Here is a 24,433-nt window from a genome sequence, read left to right as displayed (position 1 = left end):
ACTGCCGCCCTATGAGGGTGAGCTACGGGGGTTGAACCCGCGACCTCCTGGACCACAACCAGGCGCTCTGCCAACTGAGCTAAGCCCACCATGTGCCCGCAGATTCCCGGTCATCCGGTGCTCTGGAAAGGCAACTCAAATAGCTTACCTGCTGTCGGAGGCGGCTTGTGCCACTTTTTGGGTTTTTACAGAAAATTCCCCCGAATGTGGTGCAGATTACTCTTTTGGGGTACCTGTGCCGGGCGTGGCAGTGATGCGCTGGGCGACTTTGCGGGCGGAGTCGCTGTCAGGTCCGGGAGCCGGAACAAAAACCGCCTCGCGGTAGTAGCGGAGCTCGTCGATGGAATCCTGGATGTCCCCCAGGGCGCGGTGGCCGCCCCTCTTGGCGGGGGATTGGAAGTAAGCCCGGGCGAACCAGCGGCGGGAGAGTTCCTTGATGGTGCTCACATCGATCACGCGGTAGTGGAGGTGCTCCACGATGGCCGGCATGTCGCGGGAGAGGAAGACGCGGTCTGTCCCCACGGAATTGCCGCCCAGCGGTGCCTTGCGCGGATCCGGCACCCACTTTTCGATGTATTCCATCACGGTGGCTTCGGCCTCGGCCATGGTCTTGCCGTGCGGCAGTTCCTTCAGCAGCCCGGACCGGGTATGCATGTCCCTGACGAAGTCGTTCATCTGGGCGAGGGCAGCGTCCTCGGGCTTGATCACCACGTCCACACCGTCCCCGAGAATGTTGAGCTCTGAGTCCGTCACCAGCGCCGCCACCTCGATCAGGGCGTCGTTCTTGATGTCCAGGCCGGTCATTTCGCAGTCGATCCAGACGATGCGTTCGTTAGATATAGGCACCGGACCAGCCTACCGTTTGGCTCCGGCGCAACCGTCCGATGCTAGGATTTCGATTACATGGGGGCGAGGGTTTTGCCGCTGTGCTGTGCCTGCGCAACCCGGGCTGCCACTGCCGCCCGCGGGGTTGGAGTGCCAAGTGTAAAGAGATTGGACGATCCTGAGATGACGGCGCCTGTGCCTGCAACGGGGGAGATGGCCGCCAGCGTGATCCTGAAGCCCGCAGAGGCAGAAGTGGATAACGCAAGGTCCCCCATCCTTGCCGGTCTTGTCGGCTCGGTCCTGATGGTGCTCGGATCCCTCGGCGTCGGCTGGCTGGCCCCCGTTTCCGAACTCCGCCGGGTACCGATCTTTATCTGGATGCGCACGGAGGCCATCGGCGTTGCCCTGGCCATCGTGCTGGTCGCGGTGGGCGGCATGCTCCTGGTCCGCTCCTGGCTGAGGCTTGGCCAACGGATCCGCGTGTGGGGGCCGGCCGCGCGAAGGGCAACGCTGCAGGCCATCGCAGCATGGGGCCTGCCGTTGATGTTCACTGTCCCGCTTTTCAGCCGCGACGTGTACGCCTACATTGGTCAGGGCCGGCTGATGGTGGAGGGATTCAACCCTTACGAAAACGGCATCTCGGCGCTGTCCAACTATTTCCAGCTTGGCGCCGACAAACTGTGGACTGAAGCTCCCGTGCCGTACGGCCAGCTATTCCTGTGGATTGAGCAGTTTGTGGTCTGGTCCACCAACGTCCAGCCCGAGGCCAGCGTGATGCTTTTCAGGCTTATTGCGCTGTTCGGCGTGGTCCTCTGCGTTATCTATGTGCCCAAGCTGGCCGAGCTTCACGGCGTCAACCCGCACCGCGCAGTGTGGCTCACCGCCGCCAACCCGTTGTTCCTCACCAACTTCATCGCCAGCGTCCACAACGATGCCCTCATGATCGGATTGGCCCTCGCCGGACTGTATTACGCGGCCACCAGACGCGTGGTGCTGGGTATAGTCCTGGTCACCCTTTCCATCGCCGTCAAGCCCATCACCATCGTTTTCCTGCCGTTCATCGGCCTGATCTGGGCAGGCAAGAACGCCGGCTGGCCGCGGAAATTCATGTTCTGGGGACTGACGGGAGGGCTTAGCCTGGCCATTCTGTATGGCCTGAGCCTGGTCAATGGGTTCGGTTTCGGTTGGATCAACGGGCTATCGGCCCCCGGAAGCCTCTTCATCTGGTACGCGCCGGTGGGACTCGTGGGGTTGATGGTCGCTTCAGTTTCGAATGCCTTCGGCCTTGATGGGTGGACGCTCGCAGACTGGGTGTTCGACGCCGGCAAACTACTTGCCGTAGGCGTCGTCGCCTTCCAGATCTTCAAGGGTGAGCATAACCGCCTGATCCGCCGCCTCACCTTGGCCTTTGCGGCCATTGTGGTGCTGGCCCCGATGATCCAGTCATGGTACGTGGTGTGGCTCATCCCGCTGTTTGCGGTGACAGGCATCCGCAACGACTGGCAGGTCAAAGCCCTGTACTTCATCGTGTCGTTCTTCATGATCTACGCCATTTCCGATCAGCTGGAGGTATTTCCCTACCTCCAGACGGAGGATCTGGGACTTGCCCTCGTCCTGGCCCGCTTCGCGGCCGCGATAACGGGCCTGGTCTTTGCCATGTACCTGATCTTCATGGATCCGGACACCAAACGGCTTTTCCGGAAGTCGGCCGAGCCGGTGACCGAACGCCCCGTCATCTAGTCTCCGCAGGCACCGTTCTCCGGCGCCGGAAGCCCGCCGATACGATCCGACACCCCATCCACGAAGTCCCACCACGCGCCGGTGCGGATGATCTCCTCATAGACAGGGAGCATCAGCTGGTCACGAGCCACCAACCGGAGGCCGGTCAGGTCGATGGCCGCATAGCGCTCCTCGCGCACTGTGACCACCAACTCGCGGTTCGGAGTCTCCGTGTCCGAAGGTGCCTTGTCCAGCGTTTCCCCATGCGGCGATATTCCGTCCGTGGTGCAACTTTAGCGAGGGGCCGGTGACATGCCGGCCGGTCCGTTCCAGGCTGGACGGACCTAGAGTGGGACCAGCTAAACTGCACGCTCCCTTGGGCCGTGCCACCCGACGTCGGAGGTTTCCTACATGTCCATGATCAAGACTCCCGAGCAGATTGCCCTCATGCGCGACGCCGGGCGGGTGGTGGCAACCACTCTCGCGGCCGTGCGTGCGGCAGCCGGAGTGGGTGTCACCCTGCGTGAGCTCGATACCCTGGCCGCAGAGACCATAGCCACGGCGGGAGCCACGCCGGCCTTCCTGAACTACCACCCGCGGTGGGCCTCAGTCCCGTTTCCCGGAGTGATCTGTACCAGCGTGAATGACGCCGTGGTTCACGGGATTCCCGACGGGTACACACTCCAGGACGGTGATCTGCTCAGCGTGGATTGCGGAGCATTCCTGCAGGGCTGGTGCGGCGATGCGGCCATCAGCTTCATCGTGGGAACACCCGATCCTGTGGACCAGGCCCTCATCGATGCGACGGACGCCGCCCTGGCGCGCGGGATTGAAGCCGCCCGGATCGGCAACAAAATGGGCGATCTTGCCTACGCGATCGGCGGCGCCGCGCGACGGGCGGGCTACGGTATGCTGGCTGATCACGGCGGCCATGGCATCGGCCGCACCATGCACGCCGAACCGCCTGTGCCCAACGACGGCAGGCCGGGACGAGGCATCAAGCTCACCGAGGGGCTGGTCATCGCCATCGAGCCCATGCTGATCCTGGGCCGCAAGGACGACTACTACCACGACGACGACGAATGGACGCTGCGTTCAGCAAACGGCCGCAGGGCTGCCCACAGCGAGCACACGGTGGCCATCACTGCTGATGGCCCGGTGATCCTCACGCTTCCGTAACTGCCGACGGCTCAGGCAGACAGTTCAGTCCTCAGCGGTCCATCCCATCCTGTCCAGCAAGGCCGCACACAGCGATGTCCATTGATCCGGTCCCGGCAGCTCCCGGGCCAGCCCGAGGCCGTGGCGGTCCTGCGGAAAAACGTGGAGTTCGGCCGGCACGCCCGCGCGCATCAACGCCCGCGCGCATCAACGCCCGCGCGCATCAACGCCCCCGCGTAAGAAAGGCTGTGACGGACGGGCACCGCCGCATCATCGGCAGGGTGCCACACAAAGGCCGGCGGCCGAGAAGCCCAGGACGCCCGCGTCCTGTCCGCCGCCAGGCCAAAAGCGCCTTCGCGGATCGCCAGAAGGGCCTCCTTGCCCTCCTCCAGCGGTGCCTCATGACTCGGCGCTGCTCGGGTGTGCCACTTCGGTGCTGCGCCGGAGTATGACCTGGCCGGTTATCGGGGGCGATCCGGCATCGTCGGCGGACGGGCCGGCTGCCCTGCTGGCGGCCTGCCGTCCGATCTCCTCCAGGGAAAGGTGCACTGTGGAGAGGGCCGGCCGGAAATCGCGCAGAGTCTCAATATCGTCGAAACCGGCAACGGCGGCGTCGCGCGGGACCCGCAGTCCCTGGGAGCGCAGCGCGGCGGCGGCCCCGATGGCCATAACATCGTTGACGGCAAAGATGCAGAGCCGTTTTGTCTCGGTCCGGGGTTGGGACGCTGTGATCCGTGCAGCCAGGGCGAGGCCGGCCTCGAAGCCGCCGGCACGGTTGAAGTCCGTGCGGATGACATCCGCGGCTGGCAGGCCTGCGACGGCGAGGCCACGCTGGAACCCTCGGATCCGGTCGTCGGAGGTGAACAGCCCTTCCGGGCCGCCGATGATGACGAAGTCTTCCCGCGACGCCGCCAGCTCGGTGGCAAGCTGCGCCGCCAACTCCTCATTGGGCACACTCACCACGTGGTAGCCGTCTGCTGCCGTGGCGCCCACAATCCCGTGGCCGATCACGCCCACGTGGCCGCCATTGCGGCAGTAACGGTCCAGTTCCGCGGCCAGTTCAGCGTTGCCGTCCCGGTCCTCGACGCGGGAAGTCCTCGAACCTGCGATCACGATGGAATCGGCGCGGCGAGCCGCGAAGGCACCCACGGCTTCCTTCTCGCTTTCCGGAGCGCCTTCGGTGGTGGCCAACAGCACCATCTTGTGCTGTTCCCTCGCGGCTTCCTGGACGCCGCGGGCTATGGCGGAAAAGTAGGGATCGGCGATGTCGTGCACGATCAGCCCGATCAGTCCGGAGCTGGACTTCGCCAGTCCCTGGGCCTGGGCGTTGGGAATGTAGCCCAGGGATTCGGCGGCCTGGCGCACACGGACGGCAATATCCTTGCCGGGTATCCGGGCGGAGCCGTTCAGCACGCGAGAGGCCGTGGCCGGCGAAACGCCCGCCAAACGGGCCACCTCGGTGAGGGTACTGGCAGCCACAGCTTCTCCTGTTCGTACGTACTTCAGCGCTATAGGCGCCGACTTCAGTATGGCAGTTCGAAGATAGTCAGGGAAAGCGCTTGCCAACCCGAAGGGGAGCGGTGCATGATGGACGCAGTGGGAATGCGCTTTCCCAATACCGCTTGAGTAACACTGCTCACTCACCGTGGAGGACACATGGGCTTCGAAACAAAGACGATCCGTATCGCCATGAATGGCATCACCGGCCGGATGGGTTACCGCCAGCACCTGCTGCGTTCCATCCTTCCCATCCGCGATGCAGGTGGGTTCACGCTGGAGGACGGCACCAAGGTCCAGGTGGAGCCGATCCTGGTGGGCCGCAATGAAGCCAGGATCCGTGAGCTGGCCGAGCTCCATAAGGTGGCCGAATGGACCACGGACCTGGATTCCGTGATCAACGATCCTTCGGTGGACATCATCTTTGATGCGTCCATGACCAGCCTCCGTGCCGCCACCCTGAAGAAGGCCATGCTGGCCGGCAAGCACATCTTCACGGAGAAGCCCACGGCGGAATCCCTGGAAGAAGCCATCGAGCTGGCCCGCATCGGCAAGGAAGCCGGCGTCACCGCGGGTGTTGTGCACGACAAGCTGTACCTGCCGGGCCTGGTCAAGCTCCGCCGCCTGGTGGACGAAGGCTTCTTCGGGCGCATCCTCTCCATCCGCGGCGAATTCGGCTATTGGGTCTTCGAAGGCGACGTCCAGGCAGCGCAGCGCCCGTCCTGGAACTACCGCAAGGAAGACGGCGGCGGCATGACCACGGACATGTTCTGCCACTGGAACTATGTCCTCGAAGGCATCATCGGCAAGGTCAAGAGCGTCAACGCCAAGACCGCCACGCACATCCCGGCCCGCTGGGACGAGGCAGGCAAGGAGTACAAGGCCACCGCCGACGACGCCTCCTACGGCATCTTCGAACTCGAAACGCCGGCGGGCGAGCCGGTCATCGGCCAGATCAACTCCTCCTGGGCTGTCCGCGTCTACCGAGACGAGCTTGTGGAATTCCAGATCGACGGCACGCACGGCTCCGCCGTTGCCGGTTTGAACAAGTGCGTTGCCCAGCAGCGCGCCCACACCCCTAAGCCCGTCTGGAACCCGGACCTGCCCGTCACGGAATCGTTCCGCAGCCAGTGGCAGGAAGTCCCTGCGAACGCCGAGCTGGATAACGGCTTCAAGCTGCAGTGGGAAGAGTTCCTGCGCGATGTCGTGGCTGGCCGCGAGCACCGCTTCGGCCTGCTGTCCGCCGCCCGCGGCGTCCAGCTCGCCGAACTTGGCCTGCAGTCCAACAACGAACGCCGCACCATCGACATCCCGGAGATCACGCTCTGATGACTTCCCTGATCCTTCCCACCCACGACGGCGGCACCCGCGAGTACCGCCTCCAAGGCGGCGTGTCGTGGGCCCGCCCCACCGCCCCGCTCACGTCGCGGCGTACCTACGCGGCCGCGCACGTCATTCCCGAGGTCCTGGCGGACAACACGCCAGGTGCCCCGGCAAGCCTCGACTGGGACGCCACCCTGGCGTACCGGCACGAACTCTGGTCCTACGGCCTGGGTGTTGCGGACGCCATGGACACCGCACAGCGCGGCATGGGCCTGGACTGGGCCGCAACCCAGCAGCTCATCAAGCGCACCGGTGTGGAGGCCGCTTCGGTGGTCTCCTCCGGCAACGCCGCGACCGCTGGCAAGACCGTGCGGGACCTCGTCTCCTGCGGCGCCGGCACCGACCAGTTGGACATCGCCACGCTGCCCACGGGAGAGGCCGGACTGACCGCCGTCCTCGAGGCTTACCGCGAGCAGATCGCCGTCGTGTCCGAAGCCGGGCCCAAGGTCATCCTGATGGCCTCCCGTGCGCTGGCCCGCGTGGCGACTGGCCCGGAAGACTACCTGAAGGTGTACTCCACACTGCTTCAGGAAGTGGACCAGCCCGTCATCCTGCACTGGCTCGGGACCATGTTCGATCCCGCCCTGGCCGGTTACTGGGGTTCGGATGATGTTGCCCAGGCCACCGAGACGTTCCTTTCCCTGATCCGCGACAACGCGGACAAGGTGGACGGCGTCAAGGTCTCGCTGCTGGACGCCAGCCACGAAGTGGCCCTCCGTGCAGTCCTGCCCGAAGGGGTCCGCCTGTACACCGGCGACGACTTCAACTACCCGGAACTGATCGACGGCGACGGCAGCCACCATTCGGACGCCCTGCTGGGTATCTTCGCAGCCATCTACCCCGCCGCTTCCGTTGCCCTGCAGCACTACGACGCCGGCAAAGCTGCGGAAGCGCGCGCCATCCTGGATTCCACGCGGGAGCTCGGCAAGCACATCTTCAGCGCCCCCACGTTCTACTACAAGACCGGGATCGCCTTTATGTCCTGGCTTAACGGCAATCAGCCCGGCTTCCAGATGGTGGGCGGCCTGCACTCCGGCCGCTCCGTCTGCCACCTGGCCAAGACCTTCGAACTGGCCGACCAGGCAGGGCTGCTGAAGGATCCTGCGCTCGCCGCGTTCCGGATGTCCGACTACCTGCGCATCAACGGAGTGGGAGTATGACTTCCAATTCAGGACCGTTCCATTTTTCGCGCCTTTCGATCAACAGCGCCACCACCAAGAAGTGGACCCTCGCACAGGTCGTCGACGGCTGCGTCAACGCCGGGATCCCGTCGATCGGCCCATGGCGTGACCGCGTGGAGGAAGCAGGACTGGACAAGGCCGCCAAGCTGATCAAGGATGCCGGCCTCCGGGTCTCCTCGCTCTGCCGCGGCGGTTTCCTGACAGCGGCCGACGCCGAAGGCCAGGCCGCCGCCCTGGCGGACAACCGTGCGGCGATCCTCGAAGCCGCGGCGCTGAACACCCGGGAACTCTTCCTGGTGGTCGGCGGACTGGCGCCGGCGGAGAGGGACGTGGTGGCTGCCCGCCAGCGCGTCGCCGACCGCCTCGCCGACCTTGTTCCATTCGCCTCCGAGAACGGGATCCGGCTGGTGCTCGAACCGCTGCACCCGATGTATGCGGCTGACCGTGCCCTGATCTCCACTCTGGGACAGGCCCTGGATCTCGCCGCCCCGTTCGACACAAAGGATGTTGGCGTCGCAGTCGACACCTTCCACGTCTGGTGGGATCCGGAACTTAAGGCCCAAATTGAACGCGCCGGCCGGGAAGACCGCATCGCCTCCTACCAGGTGTGCGACTTCAACATGCCCATCGCCGCGGATCCACTGCTGTCGCGCGGATACATGGGCGACGGCGTCATTGACTTCGCCACCATCGGCACCTGGGTCCGCGACGCCGGGTACACCGGCGACATCGAAGTCGAAATCTTCAATCAGGAGATCTGGGACACCGATGGCAATATCGTCCTTGCCACCGTCAAGGAGCGCTACGCGGAACTCGTGCTGCCTTACGCCTGAGAAACGGCAATTTCACACCAGCCACACAATGAAAAAACACCCCGGTCTGCTGACCGGGGTGTTTTTTGCTGACCGGCGCATCCGTCAAGGACGTGCCAAGTCATCATCTTGTGCCCCAGGAGGGAATCGAACCCCCGACCGGCGGATTAGAAGGCCGCTGCTCTATCCCCTGAGCTACTGGGGCACGTGGCGCCACGACCAGAGATCAGGCGCATCAAAAGTTTACATGGCCCCACGGTGCAGCCGCTTCACCAGGGCGCGCTGCCGGAACTTCTCCTCAACAAGGCAGTTTCGGGAAGGGTTGTGCACATACGCGAACTTGTCCCTCGCGGCGCGGTGCCGTCCGCGCGAAGCTGGTTTTGCCGCTAAGGCGCTACCTTTCGAGACAGGACAAGATGATGACTGACTACCAAACGTTCCGGGGCTTCGTTGCCACGGATATCAAGACCTCCACAACTCCGGGCGGCGTGGGCACAGCCTCGTTCCGCCTCGGTTCAACCGCGCGGCGTTTTGACCGCGCCACCAGCACCTGGGTGGATAGCCACACCAACTGGTTCAACGTCCAGGGATACCGTCAGCTTGCCGGGAATATGGCCTGCAGTATTAAAAAGGGCCAGTGCGTCATTGTTGTTGGCCGGCTCAAGCTGCGCAGCTGGGAGAAAGACGGCCGGATCTACCATTCGGCCGAAATCGATGCCGATTCCGTGGGGCACGACCTCAAACGCGGTTCGGCCAACTACATCCGTACCAGCGACACCGGACTGCACCTCGTCTCAGACAACGGCGCGGCAGGCCAGGAAGCCGCAGCGGACGGCAGCGGCATCGGCCCTGCGGATCCTGACGACGACGGAGGAGACCCGGAGGAAGGGGAGCACGCGGACGACGACGCTGCAGCCTTGGGAGTCTTCCACGAGGACGCCGACGGCAACCACATCCCGGTGGACGCTGAAACAGGCGAGCTCGCCGGGTCTGCCGTCTGAGAGTGCCGGCGTTGGATACTTCACGGGACACGGGCGGATCCTGTGCCCGCACTCCGCCCGCGCCGGGACCGTTCCGTCCGATGCCTGGCCGCGTGGAAGAATGGCGGCATGAATCGCGCGACGGACACACGGCGGGCAACCCCAATCACCAGCCGGACCACCCGTTCCCGGCGGTTTGGGTTCCGTGCGGGACGGGCGCCCGCCGCGCTCGCAGGAAGCTTCCTGATGGTTCTTGCGCTTGCAGCCTGCACCGGCGGCTCCCCAACAGGAGCGGGACAGGCCGTTGCCACCCCCGGCGTGGTGGCCACCCCCTCGGAAGTGGCCGCTCCGACGGAACTGGCCACGGCGGGCTCCACCCGGCCGGCCGCCGCGTCCCCGGCGGAGGATCCGGCCATCGCGGTCTTGAAGCAGACAGTAACGGATGCGCTGGGCCGGCTGGCGGCGGGGACACCAAGGCCAGCCACAGCCCAGATGACCGATGCCCTCACCGGCGCCGGGATTGCCGTCGCGGCCCTTGAAGTGTCGGCCAGCCGGACGCCCACCGGGCTGGAAGCGGACGCCATCGAAGCCGCAGTGTTACAGGGCACCAAATGCGTGGTGGGACAGGTCCGTGACGGCAGCGTCACCGTCATCGTTCTGCCTGTCCTGGCCAGCGGTAAGTGCTTCGTAGGGGCGCCTGCCTGAGGCCTCGAATGTGAGTTAAGCCCGCCAACCCACTAGATTTGGAACCATGGCGGAATTTATCTACACAATGACCAATGCCCGCAAGGCAGTTGGCGAAAAACTCATTCTTGACAACGTAAGCATGTCGTTCTTTCCGGGCGCCAAAATCGGTGTTGTTGGCCCGAACGGTGCCGGTAAGTCCACCATCCTGAAGATCATGGCCGGACTGGACATCCCCTCCAACGGTGAGGCCAGGCTCAGCCCCGGCTACACCGTGGGGATCCTGTTGCAGGAACCGCCACTGAACGAGGAAAAGACTGTCCTGGGCAACGTCCAGGAAGGTGTTGGCGAGATCTACGGCAAGATCCAGCGCTTCAACGAGATCTCCGAAGAAATGGCCAGCCCCGACGCTGACTTCGACGTGCTGCTCGAGGAAATGGGTCAGCTCCAGGAAGCCATTGACGCCGCGGAGGCCTGGGATCTCGACTCCCAGCTGGAGCAGGCCATGGACGCCCTCCGCTGCCCGCCCGCGGACGCGGACGTGACCCTACTCTCCGGCGGTGAGCGCCGCCGCGTGGCCCTCTGCAAGCTCCTTCTGCAGAAGCCTGACCTCCTGCTCCTGGACGAGCCCACCAACCACCTGGACGCCGAGAGCGTGCTGTGGCTGGAACAGCACCTCTCCAGCTACGCCGGCGCAGTCCTGGCCGTCACCCACGATCGCTACTTCCTGGACCACGTCGCGGAATGGATCGCAGAGGTTGACCGCGGCCACCTGTACCCCTATGAAGGCAACTACTCCACGTACCTGGAGAAGAAGCGTGCCCGCCTGGAAGTCCAGGGCAAGAAGGACGCCAAGCAGGCTAAGCGGCTCACCGAGGAACTTGAGTGGGTTCGCTCCAACGCCAAGGGCCGCCAGACCAAGTCCAAGGCCCGTCTGGCCCGCTACGAGGAGATGGCAGCCGAGGCTGACCGCACCCGCAAGCTTGACTTCGAAGAGATCCAGATTCCGCCGGGCCCGCGCCTGGGCGGGCTGGTCCTGGAAGCCAGGAACCTGCAGAAGGGCTTCGACGACCGCACCCTGATCGACGGACTGTCCTTCACGCTTCCCCGCAACGGCATCGTCGGGGTCATCGGCCCGAACGGTGTGGGCAAGTCCACGCTGTTCAAAACCATCATTGGCCTGGAGCCGCTCGACGGCGGCGAGCTGAAGATCGGCGATTCGGTCAAGATCTCCTACGCGGACCAGAGCCGCGGCGGCATCGACCCGACCAAGACCCTGTGGGAAGTTGTTTCCGACGGCCTGGATTACATCCAGGTGGGCCAGGTCGAAATGCCGTCCCGCGCCTACGTTGCCGCTTTCGGCTTCAAGGGCCCGGACCAGCAGAAGAAGGCCGGGGTGCTCTCCGGTGGTGAGCGCAACCGCCTCAACCTAGCGCTGACACTCAAGCAGGGCGGTAACCTGCTGCTCCTTGACGAACCCACTAACGACCTCGACGTCGAGACCCTCAGCAGCCTTGAAAACGCGCTGCTGGAGTTCCCCGGCTGCGCCGTGGTGGTGTCGCACGACCGCTGGTTCCTGGACCGGGTGGCCACGCACATCCTGGCCTACGAAGGCGACGAGGAAAACCCCGCCAAGTGGTACTGGTTCGAGGGCAACTTCGAATCCTACGAGGAGAACAAGGTAGAGCGGCTCGGACCCGATGCGGCCAAGCCGCACCGCGTTACGCACCGCCGCCTCACCCGCGACTGATCGCAAAGATAAGGCCGGCACCCCTTCAAGGGTGCCGGCCTTTCTGCTGCCCGCGTCAGCTCAGCCTCGCCCGGCCTTGCGGATCTGGTGCTCCAGGACTTTGGACTGTAGGGCGCCAACTACTTTGTTCTTCAGGTCCGTGGGCACCCGGACCATGCCCTCCTGCGCCACGGAGGCAACGTGCTGCCCGGCCCGGTTGAAGATCTTGCCCGTGGCGAGGCCGCGGGCTCCCTGGGCGCTGGGCGATTCCTGGACGTAGAGCAGCCATTCGTCCACCCGGGCGGGGCGATGCCACCACATGGCGTGGTCCAGGCTGGCGACACTCATACCGGGCGTGATCCAGCTCAGCCCGTGGCGGCGCAGGATGGACTCCAGTAGCGTGTAGTCGCTGGCGTAGGCCAGGGCGGCCCGGTGCAGGTTCGAATCATCCGGCATGGGCCCGAACGTCTTCATCCAGACAAGGTTACTGGCCTCCTTCTTGCCCTTGGCCGAGACGTACAGCGGCGGGTCAACGTGTCGGATATCAAAGGGCCGCTCATATGCCCAGTGCTGGGCGATCGGGTGGTCGAACTTACCCAGCAGATCGGCCGTGCTCGGCAGCGACTCAGGATCGGGAATGTTGGCGGGCATCTTGGATTCGTGGTCGAGCCCTTCGTCCAGATCCTGGAACGAGGCGATCATCGACAGGATGGGCACACCTTCCTGATAGGCATGGACACGCCTGGCCGAAAAGGACCGGCCGTCACGCAGGCGCTGGACACCGAATGTGATGGGCTTGTTGGCGTCTCCTGGCCTGAGGAAATAGCCGTGCATGGAATGGACAAACCGTTCCGGGTCCACCGTCCTCATGGAAGCGACCAGCGACTGGGCCAGAACCTGCCCACCGAAAACGCGCTGCCGGGGCTGCTGCTGCGATGGGCCCAGGAAGATGTCCTCATCGGTCCGGGCGCCTTCAAGCTCACCGAGGTCAAGGAGCTGGATGAGCGTTTCGGTGGGGTCGCCGCTGGGTGGCGCCAGCAGTCCGGTTTCGGCTTCAGTCATGGATTGACTCTAGACGTCGCCCTGCCGCTGCTCAACCAGGCTTCAGCCGGTAGTGTTCTTAGTGTGTCTGACCTACTAACGAAGTCCTTCCGGTTCGCCGACCCGCGTGATCTCGCGGATCTGCGCACGTTCACCACCCGTGCCAAGACCGTCGACGACGGCGCCATCCGGCTTCAGGCTGCTGGTTCCGTTCTGGCGGCCTACGTGTGCGTTCTGCGGCCCCGCCTGCTGGGCGAATCCACCCCCACTATCCTTGGCCTGCGCACCATAGCGCTGGCGGAACCGTCAGCGATTGACGTGACGGTGCCCCTCTCGGCCGTCCTGGACCGGCTTGCCAGGGCAGGAGAGGACGACGTCGAGCTGCCGATTCCGCCGTCCACGGTCACCGAATCGTGGACGGGCGTCGGCGCACCGCGCACCGGATGGGAGCTGGTGGGTGTGTTGTCGGATGCCGAACTCCGGCGCGCGGCTGAGGCCGGCATCACCGAGGTGGCGGGCATCATGCCTGCCCAGCCGGGGGCACTGATCGTCAACAACGCACGCGCCGCTGTGTGGGGCCGGGCCCTTGATGACTCCGGCCTCCCGGCAGGGGCTGCATTCGCCGCACTCACCCTGGGATTCCTCGCAGACGCGGACCAGAAGCTGTACCGGGCGGGCCGCTGGTTCCGCCTCAGTGGTCCGCGCGGTCACGTCCTGGCGCGGACCGGCAACGGCCTCTAGCACCCGGCCAGCCGCCGTCGTACGGGCTAAGACTCCAGCCCCGTATGCGGAGCATAGGCGTCAGGCGTCCGAGGGGCTGTTCACCATGGACAGCGCGGCACGGTCCATGTAGTCCCAGAGCGTTCCCTCATAGAGGGGAGGCAGTTCCAGGGAATCGACGGCCGTCCGCATGTGGAACAGCCAGCGGTCCTTGGCCTCCGGCGTGACCCGGAACGGCATGTGGCGCATCCGCAGACGGGGGTGGCCGCGCTCCTCGCCGTACGTGGTGGGGCCGCCCCAGTACTGCTCCAGGAACATCAGGAACCGCCGCTTGGCCGGCTCAAGGTCCTCCTCCGGGTACATCGGGCGCAACAGCGGGTCCGTGGCAACGCCGTCATAAAAGACATCGATCAGCTTGACGAACGTGGGGTGTCCGCCCACGGCATCGTAGAAGTTCTCCGTGTAGCCGGGCTGGCTGAAGGGATCGTTCTGCATGAGCTGGCGTGGCTTCTGCGGCTCGGCGGGTATAGACATATCTCTATTCTCCGGCCTTTTGCTCAGTCTTTTGCGCCTCGGTGGCAGGCACACTCAGAGCAGTGTCCTGCCCGGCGACCGGCAGGTCCGGCACCGGCACGTACTTGCCCTGCGAACGGTTGCCGACGCGAAGGATCTCGCCATTGCGGAGGTACCAGATGGCGCCGTCCTCCGACCGGACCCGCGTGATGCGCAAGCCCATGGACTCGACTATGCCCACCACCTCGCTGGTTTCAATAATATCGCCGATGCCGAACTGGTCCTCAATCGTGATGAAGATGCCAGCAAGGAAGTCACGGATCAGCTGTTGGGCGCCAAAACCGATGGCGATACCCAGGATCCCGACGCTGGTCAACAGCGGTGCGATGTTGATGTCCAGGTTCTGGAGCACATACATGATGGTGATCACGGCCACCAGCACGCCCACGATGCTGTTGAGCAGGGAACCGATGGTCTCCGCCCGCTGCACCCGGCGTTCATGGTCCAATGCCCGCAGCGCGGGGGCAACCCACTTGAAATGCGGTTTCTTGAAGAAATTGCTGCCCGCGGCCACGCGCTTGCTGATCCGCGAAATCACGAACGTCGCCACCAGCCAGACAGCGATTCCGACGCCAAGGCTGATTGCGATCCCTGTGATGCTGACGCCGTCGGGCTGCGCGGTGAGGGGCGGGGGTGTAAGCGACATCGTGCTGAACATTGAGGCAAAACTCCTGGGGGTCACCGGCGGCGGCCGGGGGATGAGATCGGCCCAATGCACAGGTTTCGCCCGCGGCATAGGCTCTATTCCCTTTCAACCCTAGCGCCGTAGCCCGGCCCCGGACGCATCCTCAGTCTGGGTGGAACTGCCTTTCGCTCCACTGAAATCGCCCGGCAGGCCGTTTCCGCAGGTCACGCAGTTACGTGCCTGGCCGGCGAATCCGCGACGGAAGCGCCAAACGGTGTCCGGTGGGTCAACGCGGCCCGTTCGCTCGGCACGGCCGGTGAACTCCTGTCAGGCCACCACAGTCACGGGTGAATGATGCACGGCGAAGTTGACGCTCCGGGCGATGAAACAGACCGCGTTGGCTTCGCGGTGCAGCCGTTCGGCCAGATCCACATGGGCCGCGTCCACCACGGTGACCCGCGGGTTCAACGTGACGGACTCAAACTGTCCGCTGCCGTCGCGGTTCAGGCGCATCACACCGGTGGCGTCGTCCTGATAGCCGGTCACCACAACCCCGTGCTTCACCGCCACATGCAGGAACGACAGCATGTGGCACTGCGCCAGCGCCGCCAGGAGCAGCTGCTCCGGGTTGTAGCGGTCACGGTCCCCATGGAACGTCGGATCGGCGGAACCGGGCAGGACCGGCAGCCCGGGGATCCGGATGTCGTGGTCCCGTGAGTAGCCCCGGTACGACGACGTGCCGTTACCCAGGTTGCCGGTCCACTGCACCGTCAGGGAATAGTGGTGCTCGCCCAGGCCCACGGCGCCAGCCTAGGCTTCGCCAGGCAGCACGTCGGCCGAGCGTGCCCGCAGGGCCCGGGCCACGCCGTCGCGGTTTTCCAGCATCATGCGCCGCAGTGCGGCGCTGTCGGCCGGAAGGCCTGCCAGGAAAGCATCCGTCCGGTCCACCGTTGCCTGCGTAGTCAGCAGCGCAGGGTAAAGCCCGACGACGATCTGCTGGGCGAGTGCGTGTGTGCGGTTTGCCACGATCGAGGGAACAGCCTCGAAGTACTTTTCCGCATACGGTTCCAGCAGCGAACGGTCCAGCACGCGCATAAAGCCATTGACCGCTGAACCTTGGAGCGCATTGGAGAGTTCTCCCGTGACCACTATCGAGTCCCAGGCGGCGGCCTTGGCTTCGGCGGTGGGGATGGCCGCCGTGGCCAGGGCCGCGGCGTTCTGTCCACTCGCGGTGTTGTCGTGTTCCAGTTCAGCAGCGATCTCAGCCTGGCCCAGCCGGCCACCGGCCACCAGAGACGTCAGCAGCTCCCAGCGCAGGTCCTGGTCCACGGTCAGCCCCTCCAGAGTCGCGGTGCCGTCCAGCAGCCCGGCCACGGTGTCCAGCTGGCCTGAGCTGCGGGCCAACAGGGCAAACGACTTCACAAACTGCAGCTGGGCATCGGACCCGCCGAGTGCAGCGCTGGCAAGATCCCACAGCGCGTCCACGGCGGTGACCGTGGTGGCCGCGCGATGCTCCTCGGCCACATAGAAGTTCAGCGTGGTGGCCAGCTGGCGCAGCTGCACCAGGATCACCGAGGAATCCGATTCTGCGGCCACGTTGGCCAGGACCAGCTCCACGTACCGGCGCGCGGGGGACTCGCCGTCGCGGGCAGCGTCCCAGGCGGAGTTCCACACCAGGGTACGCGGCAGGCTCTCGCTGAAGTCTTTCAGGTGCGCCGTTGCCGTGGCGAGGGACTTCTCGTCCAGCCGGACCTTCGCGTAGGCGAGATCGTCGTCGTTAACCAGGATCAGGTCAGGCTGGGCCAGGCCCGCCAGTGCCGGCACCTCGGTTCGTTCGCCGTCGACGTCGAGCTCCTCGCGGTGCACGCGCTCCAGCTTGCCCGCGCTGTTCAGGTTGTAGAAACCGACGGCAAGCCGGTGCGGACGGATGGTGGGCCAGTCCTCGACGGCTGACTGCACGATGGTGAAGGATGTCAGCGTCCCGGAGCCGTCCACAGCGAGCTCCGGCTTGAGCGTATTGACGCCGGCGGTCTCCAGCCAGAGCCGGCCCCACTGGTCCAGGTCGCGGCCGCTGGCCTTCTCCAGCTCCACCATCAGGTCGCTGAGTTCGGTGTTCTGCCACGCGTGCTTGGCGAAGTACTCCCGGACCCCGGCCATAAACTGCTCCGGCCCTACCCACGCCACCAGCTGGCGCAGGACAGAGGCGCCCTTGGCGTACGTGATGCCATCGAAGTTGACCTCGACGTCCTGAAGGTCGCTGATGTCGGCGAAGATCGGGTGCGTGGTGGGCAGCTGGTCCTGGCGGTAGGCCCAGGACTTCTCCACCGAGGCAAAAGTGGTCCAGGCGCTTGTGAACGACGTGTTTTCCACGGCGGCGAGGTGGGACATGTATTCGGCAAAGGATTCGTTGAGCCAGAGGTCGTTCCACCAGCGCATGGTCACCAGATCGCCAAACCACATGTGGGCGAGTTCGTGCAACACGGTGATGGCCCGGCGCTCGATCTGCGCACCGGTCACCTTGCTCCGGAAAACGTAGCCTTCGAGGATGGTCACCGCACCGGCATTCTCCATGGCGCCTGCGTTGAACTCCGGAACGAACAGCTGGTCGTACTTCTCGAACGGGTACGGGAAACCGAACTGCGCCTCGAAGAATTCGAAGCCTTGGCGGGTCAGCTCAAAGATGTTGTCCGCGTCGAGGTACTGCATCAGCGACTTCCGGGCAAAGACCCCCAGCGGGATCACACGCCCGTCGGAACTGGTGACCTCGGACCGGACAGCCTGGTACGGGCCGGCGATCAGGGCGGTGACGTAGGAGGACAGCCGCGGCGTGGCGGCGAACGTCCAGACCGAGCGGGCGCCGCCGTCCGTCCCTGGCGTGGCTTCCACGGGGGCAGGGGTGGGGGAGTTGGAGATGACATCCCAGTGCGAGGGCGCCGTGACCGTAAACCTGAAGGTCCCCTTGAGGTCGGGCTGCTCAAACACCGCGAACATGCGGCGCGAATCGGGAACCTCGAACTGCGTGTACAGGTACACCTCCTGGTCCACAGGATCCACAAAGCGGTGCAGGCCTTCGCCGGTGTTCATGTACGGCGCGTCGGCCACCACGGTGAGTTCGTTGGAGCCAGCCAGTTCTTGGAGCTGGATCCGGACGCCGTCGGAGACTACGGCAGGGTCGAGCGCGCGCCCGTTGAGCGTGACGCTGTGCACGGTGTGGGTGACGGCATCGATAAATGTAGCGGAACCCGGCACTGCCGTGAACCTCACCGTGGTGGTGGTCCCGAAGACCTTCTCGCCCTTGGTCAGGTCCAGGATGACATCGTAGGAGTCAACGTTGATGAGTTCGGCACGCTCGCGGGCTTCGGCGCGAGTCAGGTTCATACCTGGCAAGTGGGACCTCCAGAAGGGGTTGCGGTTGCCGGCGGGCGGTGGCCTGCACCGGCACGGTGAAGTCATTCTGTCACGGCCTCCGGCGGGAGTAGCGTTAAGGCATGGGAAAGTTCCGGGATTCGGTGGATGCCAGGGCGTTGCGCTTCGCAGTGGGCTTTCCCGTGGTGCTGGCGGCGGCTTTTGTGTTCTGCGCCTTTTTGCTGCGGCCCGATCTTCCGGACCCCGTGGCGATCGGCTGGACGGCCGACGGCGGTGCCGCCTTTGCCCCTTTCGGCGCCTACGCGGCCGGCGGCGCGCTGCTCATCATCGGCGCAGGGTGGCTGGTGCTGTCCCAGGCGGTGCCCGTGTCCCGGCCGGCGGTGATGCGCCGGATCATGATGGGAACGGGCCTGTTCCTGAGCCTGTTCATCACTAGCGTCCTGGCCGCCGGGCTGGTGGGCCAGACCGGCCTCGCTGATGCCCGGGAGTCCCGGGTGGACCTCACGGTCCTTGCCTTGGGCAGCGGGGCCGCGGTGTCGCTGGGCGTCACCATGGGGTTCGTCTTCAAAGCCGACCGGCAGTGGTCGCTCGACGACGACCGGGCCCTGGAACGGGCCCTCGCCCGCGAACTTGACCCGGAGCTTGCCGGAGACACGCTCCGGCTGTGGGTGCACGCCCGGAGCTCGGTCTTTGTAATGATCGCCGTCGCCAGCCTGTTTCCTGCGGCGCTGATCGCAGTGGCACAACCATGGCTCGGGGCGCTGGTGGCTGCCCTCGCCGTTGTGGCCGCGGCCTTCCTCTCCGCCCGCGTCAAGGCGGACCGCAGCGGCCTGCGCGTCTTGGTGGCCGGCGTGCTGCCCGTCATGGAGGTGCCCGCGGACGCGATCGCCACCGCCAGCGCTGCGGACGTCCGCGCCGCCGACTACGGCGGGTGGGGCTACCGCAACCATCGCGGTACCGCCGCGATGCTGGTCAGCAGCGGCCCCGCCGTCGTCGTGCATAAAACGGATGGGCACAACATTGCGGTCAGCGGCGGCAGCCCGGCGTCGGCAGCGCGGCTGGCTGAAGTCCTGACCCGGGTGGCAGCGAGGGCGCACGGGGGTGCGTCCGGCGAACGTGCCCCGGAGTCTGAGTCCTAGTAACCTTGTCCGTGATGATCTGACCCTGGCCTGAACCAGCACTGCTGGCCCCCGGCGCCGAAACGAACGGATACTGCTGTGACTTCTTCCCCTGCCTTCCCGCGGGTACATATCGCCACCGACCATGCAGGCATGGAACTCAGCGCCCATCTGGTCAGCCACCTCACGGCCAAGGGCTACGACGTAGTGGACCACGGACCCAAGGAATACGATGCCCTGGACGACTACCCGTCCTTCTGCATCAACGCAGCGCTCGCCGTTGTGGCTGACCAGCAGGCAGGAATCCACGCCCTCGGCATCGTCCTGGGCGGCTCGGGCAACGGGGAACAGATTGCGGCCAACAAGGTCAAGGGCGTCCGCGCCGCCCTCGCCTGGAACCACTCCACGGCCACGCTGGCACGTGAACACAACGACGCCAACGTGGTAGCCGTGGGCGGCCGCCAGCACACCGTCGAGGAAGCAACCGAACTGATCGAGGCCTTTCTGGCTGAGCCGTTCAGCAACGACGAGCGGCACGTCCGCCGCATCGGCAAGATTGCGGTTTACGAAACCACCGGCGAGGTCGTCGAATAGTGCCCGAAGGGCATTCAGTCCGCCGCCTGGCGCAACAGTTCGGGGATGTGTTTACCGGCGAATCACTGTCCGTTAGCAGCCCGCAGGGCAGGTTCGCCGCAGGTGCGGCCCTGCTGGACGGCCAGGTCCTGACGGAGTCGCGCGCTCATGGCAAGCACCTCTTCCTGCACTTTGACCACGCCGTGGTGCTGCACGTCCACCTGGGGCTCTACGGTGCCTGGGATTTCGGCGGAGACGCCACGTTCCGCGGGGCGTCCAGCATCGGCGCGCCGCGGAAGATCGGGGAGCGCGAGGTTTTCGAGGACCGCGGAATTGTCGACGGCGCCGGGACTGTTGAGTACTCAGGCCCGCCCGAGCCCAAGGGTGCCGTACGCGTCCGGCTGGTCAGCCAGCATGGCTGGGCGGACCTGCGCGGTGCCACCACGTGCGCGGCCATCACCGAGGCCGAAGCGCGTGCCGTCCTGGCCCGGCTGGGGCCGGATCCGCTGCATAACCGTCCCGTGGACAGGGGCCTCTTTGTGACGGGCCTTTTGTCCCGCAAGACGCCCATCGCAGCGCTGCTGATGGACCAGAAGGTGATCGCCGGCGTCGGGAATGTCTACCGGGCCGAAGTGCTGTTCCGGCAAGGCCTGGATCCCTGGCTGCCGGGCACAGCCCTTTCCGGCAGCGCCGCCGGGCTGTTGTGGGACGACACTGCCGCAGTAATGGCCGACGGCGTCCGCGACGGACGGATCATCACCACACCGCCGGTGTATTGGGAGTTGGACCGCCGGGAGCGGGGTTACCTGCACGCAGGGGCGGTCCCGCCCGCGGCCGGCGACGCCCACTTTGTATACAAGCGTGAAGGGCAGCCCTGCCGGGTCTGTGCCGTGCCGGTGGCCATCACCGAAATGGTGGGCCGCAAGCTCTACTGGTGCCCCGGTTGCCAGCAGTAGCCAACGAAGCAGCTAACTTCCAAGTCAGCCAACAAAAAAGCAGGGCCCCTCAGCGAGGGGCCCTGCTTGATGTGGAGGGGACGACGGGAATCGAACCCGCATCATCAGTTTGGAAGACTGAGGCTTTACCACTAAGCTACGTCCCCGGAAAAATACACCCCAGCTGTTGCATCAGGCTGAACCGCGTTTCTTCGGGCTGGCTGTTGAAGCCGGATACAACTAAACCTAATTCATGCCCCACGTGTCAAATGTGCAAAGACCGCCCGGATGAACGTAGACTTGCCTGTGCACTTACGGGGTGTAGCTCAGCTTGGCTAGAGCACCTGCTTTGGGAGCAGGAAGTCGCAGGTTCAAATCCTGTCACCCCGACTCTGCGGCTCGGGCCGTGCAAACGGCCCGGGCAGAAAAATGCGTTTGCAGAAACCCATCCCACAAACCCAGGAGTACTTAGACCGTGAAGAGCGCTGTCGAGAACCTCACCCCCACGCGGGTCAAGCTCAATGTTGAGGTCCCTTTTGAGGAATTGAAGCCCAGCATCGACGAGGCATACAAGACTGTTGCTTCGCAGATCCAGGTCCCTGGCTTCCGTAAGGGCAAGGTCCCGTCCAAGCTGATCGATCAGCGCGTTGGCCGCGGCTACGTGCTGGAGACGGCCATTAACGAAGGCCTCAACGGCTGGTACCAGGCTGCAGTCCAGGAATCAGGCATCCGCCCCCTGAGCCGTCCCGAGGTTGAAATCACCGAGGTTCCGGACCCCAGCTCCACGGACGGGGAACTGAAGTTCCACGCGGAGGTTGATATCCGCCCGGAGATCGAACTCCCGGACTATGCCGGCATCAAGGTTGAGGTAGCCGCAGCGGAGTCCTCCGACGAAGACGTTGACAAGGCCCTGGATGAGCTGCGAGGCCGCTTCGGCACGCTGAAGTCCGTGGACCGCCCGGCCGCCGATGGCGACTTCCTGACCATCGACATCACCGCAACCATTGACGGTGCCGACGTTGACTCCGCGTCCGGTCTGTCCTACCAGGTAGGCACCGAAACCATGCTCGAGGGCCTGGACGAGGCCGTCACCGGCCTCAGCGTTGACGAAGACGCCATCTTCGAAACCACCCTTGTGGGCGGTGACCACGCCGGCGAGTCCGCCCAGGTGAAGGTTGTTGTCAAGGCTGTCAAGGAGCGCGAGCTACCGGAAGCCAACGACGACTTCGCCCAGCTGGCCTCCGAGTTCGACACCCTGGCTGAACTCCGCGAGGACCTGGCCAAGCAGGCTGCCGAGTCCAAGGTTGTCGAGCAGGGCGTAGAAGCCCGAGACAAGGTCCTGGACAAGCTCGTTGAACTCGTCCAGGTTCCGGTTCCGGACTCCGTGGTCGAAGAGCAGGTCGACGCCCACTTCAAGGAGGGCAACGGCCACGGTGAAGGCGAGCACGACACCGAGGAGCACCGCGAAGAGGTCAAGGCCAACACCGCCCGCGCCTTCCAGAACGAAGTCATCCTCGACGCCATTGCCGAAAAGGAAGAAGTCAACGTCAGCCAGGCTGAGCTGATCGACTACATCGTCAGCGCCGCCAGCCAGTACGGCATGGACCCGAACCAGTTCGCCCAGATCATCGATCAGAGCGGCCAGGTTCCCATGATGGTTTCAGAGGTCCGCCGCCGGAAGGCACTGGCCGTAGTCCTGGGCCAGGCCGCCGTCACCGACACCGATGGCAAGTCTGTTGACCTCAGTGACTTCGTCCGCCCCGGCGGCGAAGACGAGGCTCCCGCCGTTGAGGCTGAGGCCACTGAAGACATCAACGCCGAGACCGACGCCACCCCGGGTGACGACCCGGCAGCAGTGAAGTTGTAGCACGCCCCTGGCAGTGCGACTGAAGGCAGCCCCCGGACCTACTGGTCCGGGGGCTGCCTTGGTTTACGGGCAGTTGCAGGGATCGTGCGCCGTCAGCGAACAGCGCGATTCCGGCGAACAAATCGGCCACCAAACCGGTTAGTGTCCAAGTAGTGAAGTTCAGTGATGTCACCGTCACCAGCGAGAGGTAAGTACATATGTCACAGCACGCAGAGGCCCCCCGGATGGCGACTGTAGATCCGGCCGGCCAGGACAACTACATCTACAACCGCCTCCTGAAAGAGCGCATCATCTGGCTGGGCTCCGAGGTGCGTGACGACAACGCCAACGCCATTTGCTCGCAGTTGCTGCTCCTGTCCGCCGAGAACCCGGAAAAGGACATCTATCTCTACATCAACTCTCCCGGTGGCTCCGTGACCGCAGGCATGGCCATCTATGACACCATGCAGTTCATCCCGAACGACGTCGTCACCGTCGCCACCGGCCTGGCAGCCTCCATGGGCCAGTTCCTGCTCTCCTCCGGCACCAAGGGCAAGCGCTACGCCACCCCCAACGCCCGCGTCCTGATGCACCAGCCCTCCGGCGGCATCGGCGGTACGGCCTCGGATATCAAGATCCAGGCCGAGCTCATCCTGCACATGAAGAAGGTCATGGCTGAACTGACCGCGGATCAGACCGGACAGTCGGTGGAAACCATCCTCAAGGACAACGACCGCGACAAATGGTTCACTGCTAAAGAAGCCCTCGAATACGGCTTCTTCGACAAGATCGCTGCCCACGCCGGCACCGTGGCCGGCGGCGGCGGAACCGCCAACGGACCCTCCGGCGAGTCGGCATCCGAGAAGTAACCCGGCAATAGAACCTTTAGATCAGGAGCAACAACAATGACTTACAACTTCGGATCGACTGCCGGTAACCTTCCGACCAGCCGCTACGTCCTTCCCCAGTTCGAAGAGCGCACGCCTTATGGCTTCAAGCGCCAGGACCCCTACACCAAGCTGTTCGAGGACCGCATCATCTTCCTCGGCGTCCAGGTGGATGACGCCTCTGCCGATGACGTCATGGCCCAGCTGCTGGTCCTCGAGTCCACCGACCCGGACCGTGACATCACCCTGTATATCAACTCCCCGGGTGGCTCGTTCACGGCCATGACGGCGATCTACGACACCATGCAGTACATCCGGCCCGAAATCCAGACTGTCTGCCTGGGCCAGGCGGCCAGCGCTGCCGCGGTTCTGCTCGCCGCAGGCACCCCCGGCAAGCGTTTGGCGCTGCCCAACGCGCGTGTCCTGATCCACCAGCCGGCATTGTCCGGCGGCCAGGGTGGCCAGGCTTCGGACCTCGAAATCCAGGCCGCGGAAGTCATGCGGATGCGGTCTTGGCTTGAGGATACCCTCGCACACCACTCAGGCCGCACGTCCGAGCAGGTCAACAACGACATCGAGCGCGACAAGATCCTGACCGCGGCAGACGCCCTGGACTACGGTCTTATCGACCAGGTCCTAGATTCCCGCAAGATCAAGCCACAGGCAATTACCAGGTAGTACGGCTATTCGACGGCCGGTGCGGTCCAGCTATTTGGGCCGCACCGGCCTTCGCTTTCCACCCTTGGACGCAATTGTGACCTAGAGTGGAAGATGTCACGGC

At 64.8% G+C, this 24,433-nt stretch carries 22 protein-coding genes, 4 tRNA genes and 3 pseudogenes; 17 read left to right on the top strand and 12 right to left on the bottom strand.

Going from position 1 to position 24,433, the window contains the following annotated elements:
* Positions 1-16: 16 nt before the first annotated feature.
* Together QK290_RS12030 and orn are read right to left on the bottom strand one after the other, a co-directional pair.
* Positions 17-89, bottom strand: a tRNA-His gene (locus QK290_RS12030).
* Between the two features lie 127 nt (positions 90-216).
* Entirely contained in the window at positions 217-846 is a 630-nt protein-coding gene (gene orn / locus QK290_RS12025) for an oligoribonuclease (RefSeq protein WP_282330871.1), read from the bottom strand.
* Positions 847-1,008: 162 nt separating this feature from the next.
* On the opposite strand from orn, the gene mptB reads away from it, so the two are divergent.
* Entirely contained in the window at positions 1,009-2,565 is a 1,557-nt protein-coding gene (gene mptB / locus QK290_RS12020) for a polyprenol phosphomannose-dependent alpha 1,6 mannosyltransferase MptB (RefSeq protein WP_282330870.1), read from the top strand.
* 38 nt (positions 2,566-2,603) lie between these two features.
* On the opposite strand, the pseudogene QK290_RS12015 reads toward mptB, so the two are convergent.
* Positions 2,604-2,741, bottom strand: a pseudogene (locus QK290_RS12015) (DNA alkylation repair protein); the annotation flags it as partial.
* Between the two features lie 214 nt (positions 2,742-2,955).
* Between QK290_RS12015 and map the strand changes: the two are divergent.
* Positions 2,956-3,723, top strand: a complete 768-nt coding sequence (gene map / locus QK290_RS12010; RefSeq protein ID WP_282330869.1) for a type I methionyl aminopeptidase — start codon at positions 2,956-2,958, stop codon at positions 3,721-3,723.
* A gap of 24 nt (positions 3,724-3,747) precedes the next feature.
* Here map and QK290_RS12005 read toward each other — a convergent pair.
* A pseudogene (locus tag QK290_RS12005) lies at positions 3,748-4,004 on the bottom strand (hypothetical protein); the annotation flags it as partial.
* Between the two features lie 97 nt (positions 4,005-4,101).
* Entirely contained in the window at positions 4,102-5,181 is a 1,080-nt protein-coding gene (locus QK290_RS12000; RefSeq protein ID WP_282330868.1) for a LacI family DNA-binding transcriptional regulator, read from the bottom strand.
* 177 nt (positions 5,182-5,358) lie between these two features.
* Here QK290_RS12000 and QK290_RS11995 point away from each other — a divergent pair, with 177 nt between their 5' ends.
* Genes QK290_RS11995 through QK290_RS11985 form a run of 3 tightly spaced genes read left to right on the top strand, consistent with a single transcriptional unit; the run spans position 5,359 to position 8,596 of the window.
* Positions 5,359-6,528, top strand: coding sequence for a Gfo/Idh/MocA family oxidoreductase (locus tag QK290_RS11995; protein ID WP_282330867.1), 1,170 nt, complete (start codon positions 5,359-5,361; stop codon positions 6,526-6,528).
* A complete protein-coding gene (locus QK290_RS11990; RefSeq protein ID WP_282330866.1) occupies positions 6,528-7,742 on the top strand; it encodes a dihydrodipicolinate synthase family protein in 1,215 nt (404 codons plus the stop codon). Before QK290_RS11995 ends, QK290_RS11990 begins: the two co-directional genes overlap by 1 nt.
* Positions 7,739-8,596, top strand: a complete 858-nt coding sequence (locus tag QK290_RS11985) for a sugar phosphate isomerase/epimerase family protein (protein ID WP_282330865.1) — start codon at positions 7,739-7,741, stop codon at positions 8,594-8,596. The genes QK290_RS11990 and QK290_RS11985 overlap by 4 nt, the downstream gene beginning before the upstream one ends.
* Positions 8,597-8,707: 111 nt before the next feature.
* On the opposite strand, the gene QK290_RS11980 is transcribed toward QK290_RS11985, so the two are convergent.
* A tRNA-Arg gene (locus tag QK290_RS11980) sits at positions 8,708-8,780 on the bottom strand.
* Between the two features lie 214 nt (positions 8,781-8,994).
* On the opposite strand from QK290_RS11980, the gene QK290_RS11975 reads away from it, so the two are divergent.
* The 3 genes from QK290_RS11975 to ettA all read left to right on the top strand — a co-directional run bounded on the left by QK290_RS11975 (position 8,995) and on the right by ettA (position 11,989).
* Complete coding sequence (locus tag QK290_RS11975; protein WP_282330864.1) at positions 8,995-9,576, top strand: single-stranded DNA-binding protein; 582 nt, start codon at positions 8,995-8,997, stop codon at positions 9,574-9,576.
* Positions 9,577-9,684: 108 nt separating this feature from the next.
* Entirely contained in the window at positions 9,685-10,260 is a 576-nt protein-coding gene (locus tag QK290_RS11970; RefSeq protein ID WP_282330863.1) for a hypothetical protein, read from the top strand.
* 46 nt (positions 10,261-10,306) lie between these two features.
* The gene (ettA, locus tag QK290_RS11965; protein ID WP_056340620.1) at positions 10,307-11,989 is read left to right on the top strand and encodes an energy-dependent translational throttle protein EttA; all 1,683 of its coding nucleotides are present in this window, start codon (positions 10,307-10,309) and stop codon (positions 11,987-11,989) included.
* Between the two features lie 60 nt (positions 11,990-12,049).
* On the opposite strand, the gene QK290_RS11960 is transcribed toward ettA, so the two are convergent.
* Entirely contained in the window at positions 12,050-13,030 is a 981-nt protein-coding gene (locus tag QK290_RS11960; RefSeq protein ID WP_282330862.1) for an acyl-CoA thioesterase II, read from the bottom strand.
* Positions 13,031-13,093: 63 nt separating this feature from the next.
* On the opposite strand from QK290_RS11960, the gene QK290_RS11955 reads away from it, so the two are divergent.
* Complete coding sequence (locus tag QK290_RS11955; RefSeq protein WP_282330861.1) at positions 13,094-13,750, top strand: hypothetical protein; 657 nt, start codon at positions 13,094-13,096, stop codon at positions 13,748-13,750.
* A gap of 60 nt (positions 13,751-13,810) precedes the next feature.
* Here QK290_RS11955 and QK290_RS11950 read toward each other — a convergent pair whose 3' ends face one another.
* Together QK290_RS11950 and QK290_RS11945 are read right to left on the bottom strand one after the other, a co-directional pair.
* A complete protein-coding gene (locus tag QK290_RS11950; RefSeq protein WP_282330860.1) occupies positions 13,811-14,263 on the bottom strand; it encodes a globin in 453 nt (150 codons plus the stop codon).
* Between the two features lie 4 nt (positions 14,264-14,267).
* Positions 14,268-14,960, bottom strand: a complete 693-nt coding sequence (locus QK290_RS11945; protein ID WP_282330859.1) for a mechanosensitive ion channel domain-containing protein — start codon at positions 14,958-14,960, stop codon at positions 14,268-14,270.
* A gap of 126 nt (positions 14,961-15,086) precedes the next feature.
* Between QK290_RS11945 and QK290_RS11940 the strand changes: the two are divergent.
* Positions 15,087-15,215: pseudogene (locus QK290_RS11940) on the top strand (epimerase); the annotation flags it as partial.
* A 39-nt stretch (positions 15,216-15,254) separates the two neighbouring features.
* On the opposite strand, the gene QK290_RS11935 reads toward QK290_RS11940, so the two are convergent.
* Positions 15,255-15,728 (bottom strand): OsmC family protein, encoded by a 474-nt coding sequence (locus tag QK290_RS11935; protein ID WP_282330858.1) that lies wholly within the window; start codon positions 15,726-15,728, stop codon positions 15,255-15,257.
* Between the two features lie 9 nt (positions 15,729-15,737).
* Positions 15,738-18,305 carry an aminopeptidase N gene (pepN, locus tag QK290_RS11930; RefSeq protein WP_282330891.1) on the bottom strand — a complete coding sequence of 856 codons (2,568 nt, stop codon included), beginning with the start codon at positions 18,303-18,305 and terminating at the stop codon, positions 15,738-15,740.
* Between the two features lie 110 nt (positions 18,306-18,415).
* Here pepN and QK290_RS11925 point away from each other — a divergent pair, with 110 nt between their 5' ends.
* From QK290_RS11925 to QK290_RS11915, 3 genes are all read left to right on the top strand, one after another.
* Positions 18,416-19,432, top strand: a complete 1,017-nt coding sequence (locus tag QK290_RS11925) for a hypothetical protein (protein WP_282330857.1) — start codon at positions 18,416-18,418, stop codon at positions 19,430-19,432.
* Positions 19,433-19,510: 78 nt separating this feature from the next.
* Positions 19,511-20,005 (top strand): ribose-5-phosphate isomerase, encoded by a 495-nt coding sequence (locus QK290_RS11920; RefSeq protein WP_282330856.1) that lies wholly within the window; start codon positions 19,511-19,513, stop codon positions 20,003-20,005.
* The gene (locus QK290_RS11915; protein WP_282330855.1) at positions 20,005-20,940 is read left to right on the top strand and encodes a DNA-formamidopyrimidine glycosylase family protein; all 936 of its coding nucleotides are present in this window, start codon (positions 20,005-20,007) and stop codon (positions 20,938-20,940) included. The genes QK290_RS11920 and QK290_RS11915 overlap by 1 nt, the downstream gene beginning before the upstream one ends.
* Positions 20,941-21,012: 72 nt before the next feature.
* On the opposite strand, the gene QK290_RS11910 is transcribed toward QK290_RS11915, so the two are convergent.
* Positions 21,013-21,086: transfer RNA gene (locus QK290_RS11910), tRNA-Gly, on the bottom strand.
* A 148-nt stretch (positions 21,087-21,234) separates the two neighbouring features.
* On the opposite strand from QK290_RS11910, the gene QK290_RS11905 reads away from it, so the two are divergent.
* From QK290_RS11905 to QK290_RS11890, 4 genes are all read left to right on the top strand, one after another.
* Positions 21,235-21,309 (top strand) — tRNA-Pro (locus QK290_RS11905).
* Positions 21,310-21,394: 85 nt separating this feature from the next.
* Complete coding sequence (gene tig, locus QK290_RS11900) at positions 21,395-22,786, top strand: trigger factor (protein ID WP_282330854.1); 1,392 nt, start codon at positions 21,395-21,397, stop codon at positions 22,784-22,786.
* A gap of 224 nt (positions 22,787-23,010) precedes the next feature.
* Entirely contained in the window at positions 23,011-23,634 is a 624-nt protein-coding gene (locus tag QK290_RS11895; RefSeq protein ID WP_282330890.1) for an ATP-dependent Clp protease proteolytic subunit, read from the top strand.
* A 36-nt stretch (positions 23,635-23,670) separates the two neighbouring features.
* On the top strand, positions 23,671-24,330 hold the full coding sequence (locus QK290_RS11890) for an ATP-dependent Clp protease proteolytic subunit (protein ID WP_141140836.1): 660 nt from the start codon (positions 23,671-23,673) through the stop codon (positions 24,328-24,330).
* Positions 24,331-24,433 lie beyond the last annotated feature (103 nt).

It is taken from the genome of Pseudarthrobacter sp. AL07 (assembly GCF_029960665.1).
GTDB lineage: Bacteria > Actinomycetota > Actinomycetes > Actinomycetales > Micrococcaceae > Arthrobacter.
Note: the sequence above shows the minus strand (reverse complement) of the source record. Positions and strands in the feature narration are given on the sequence as shown.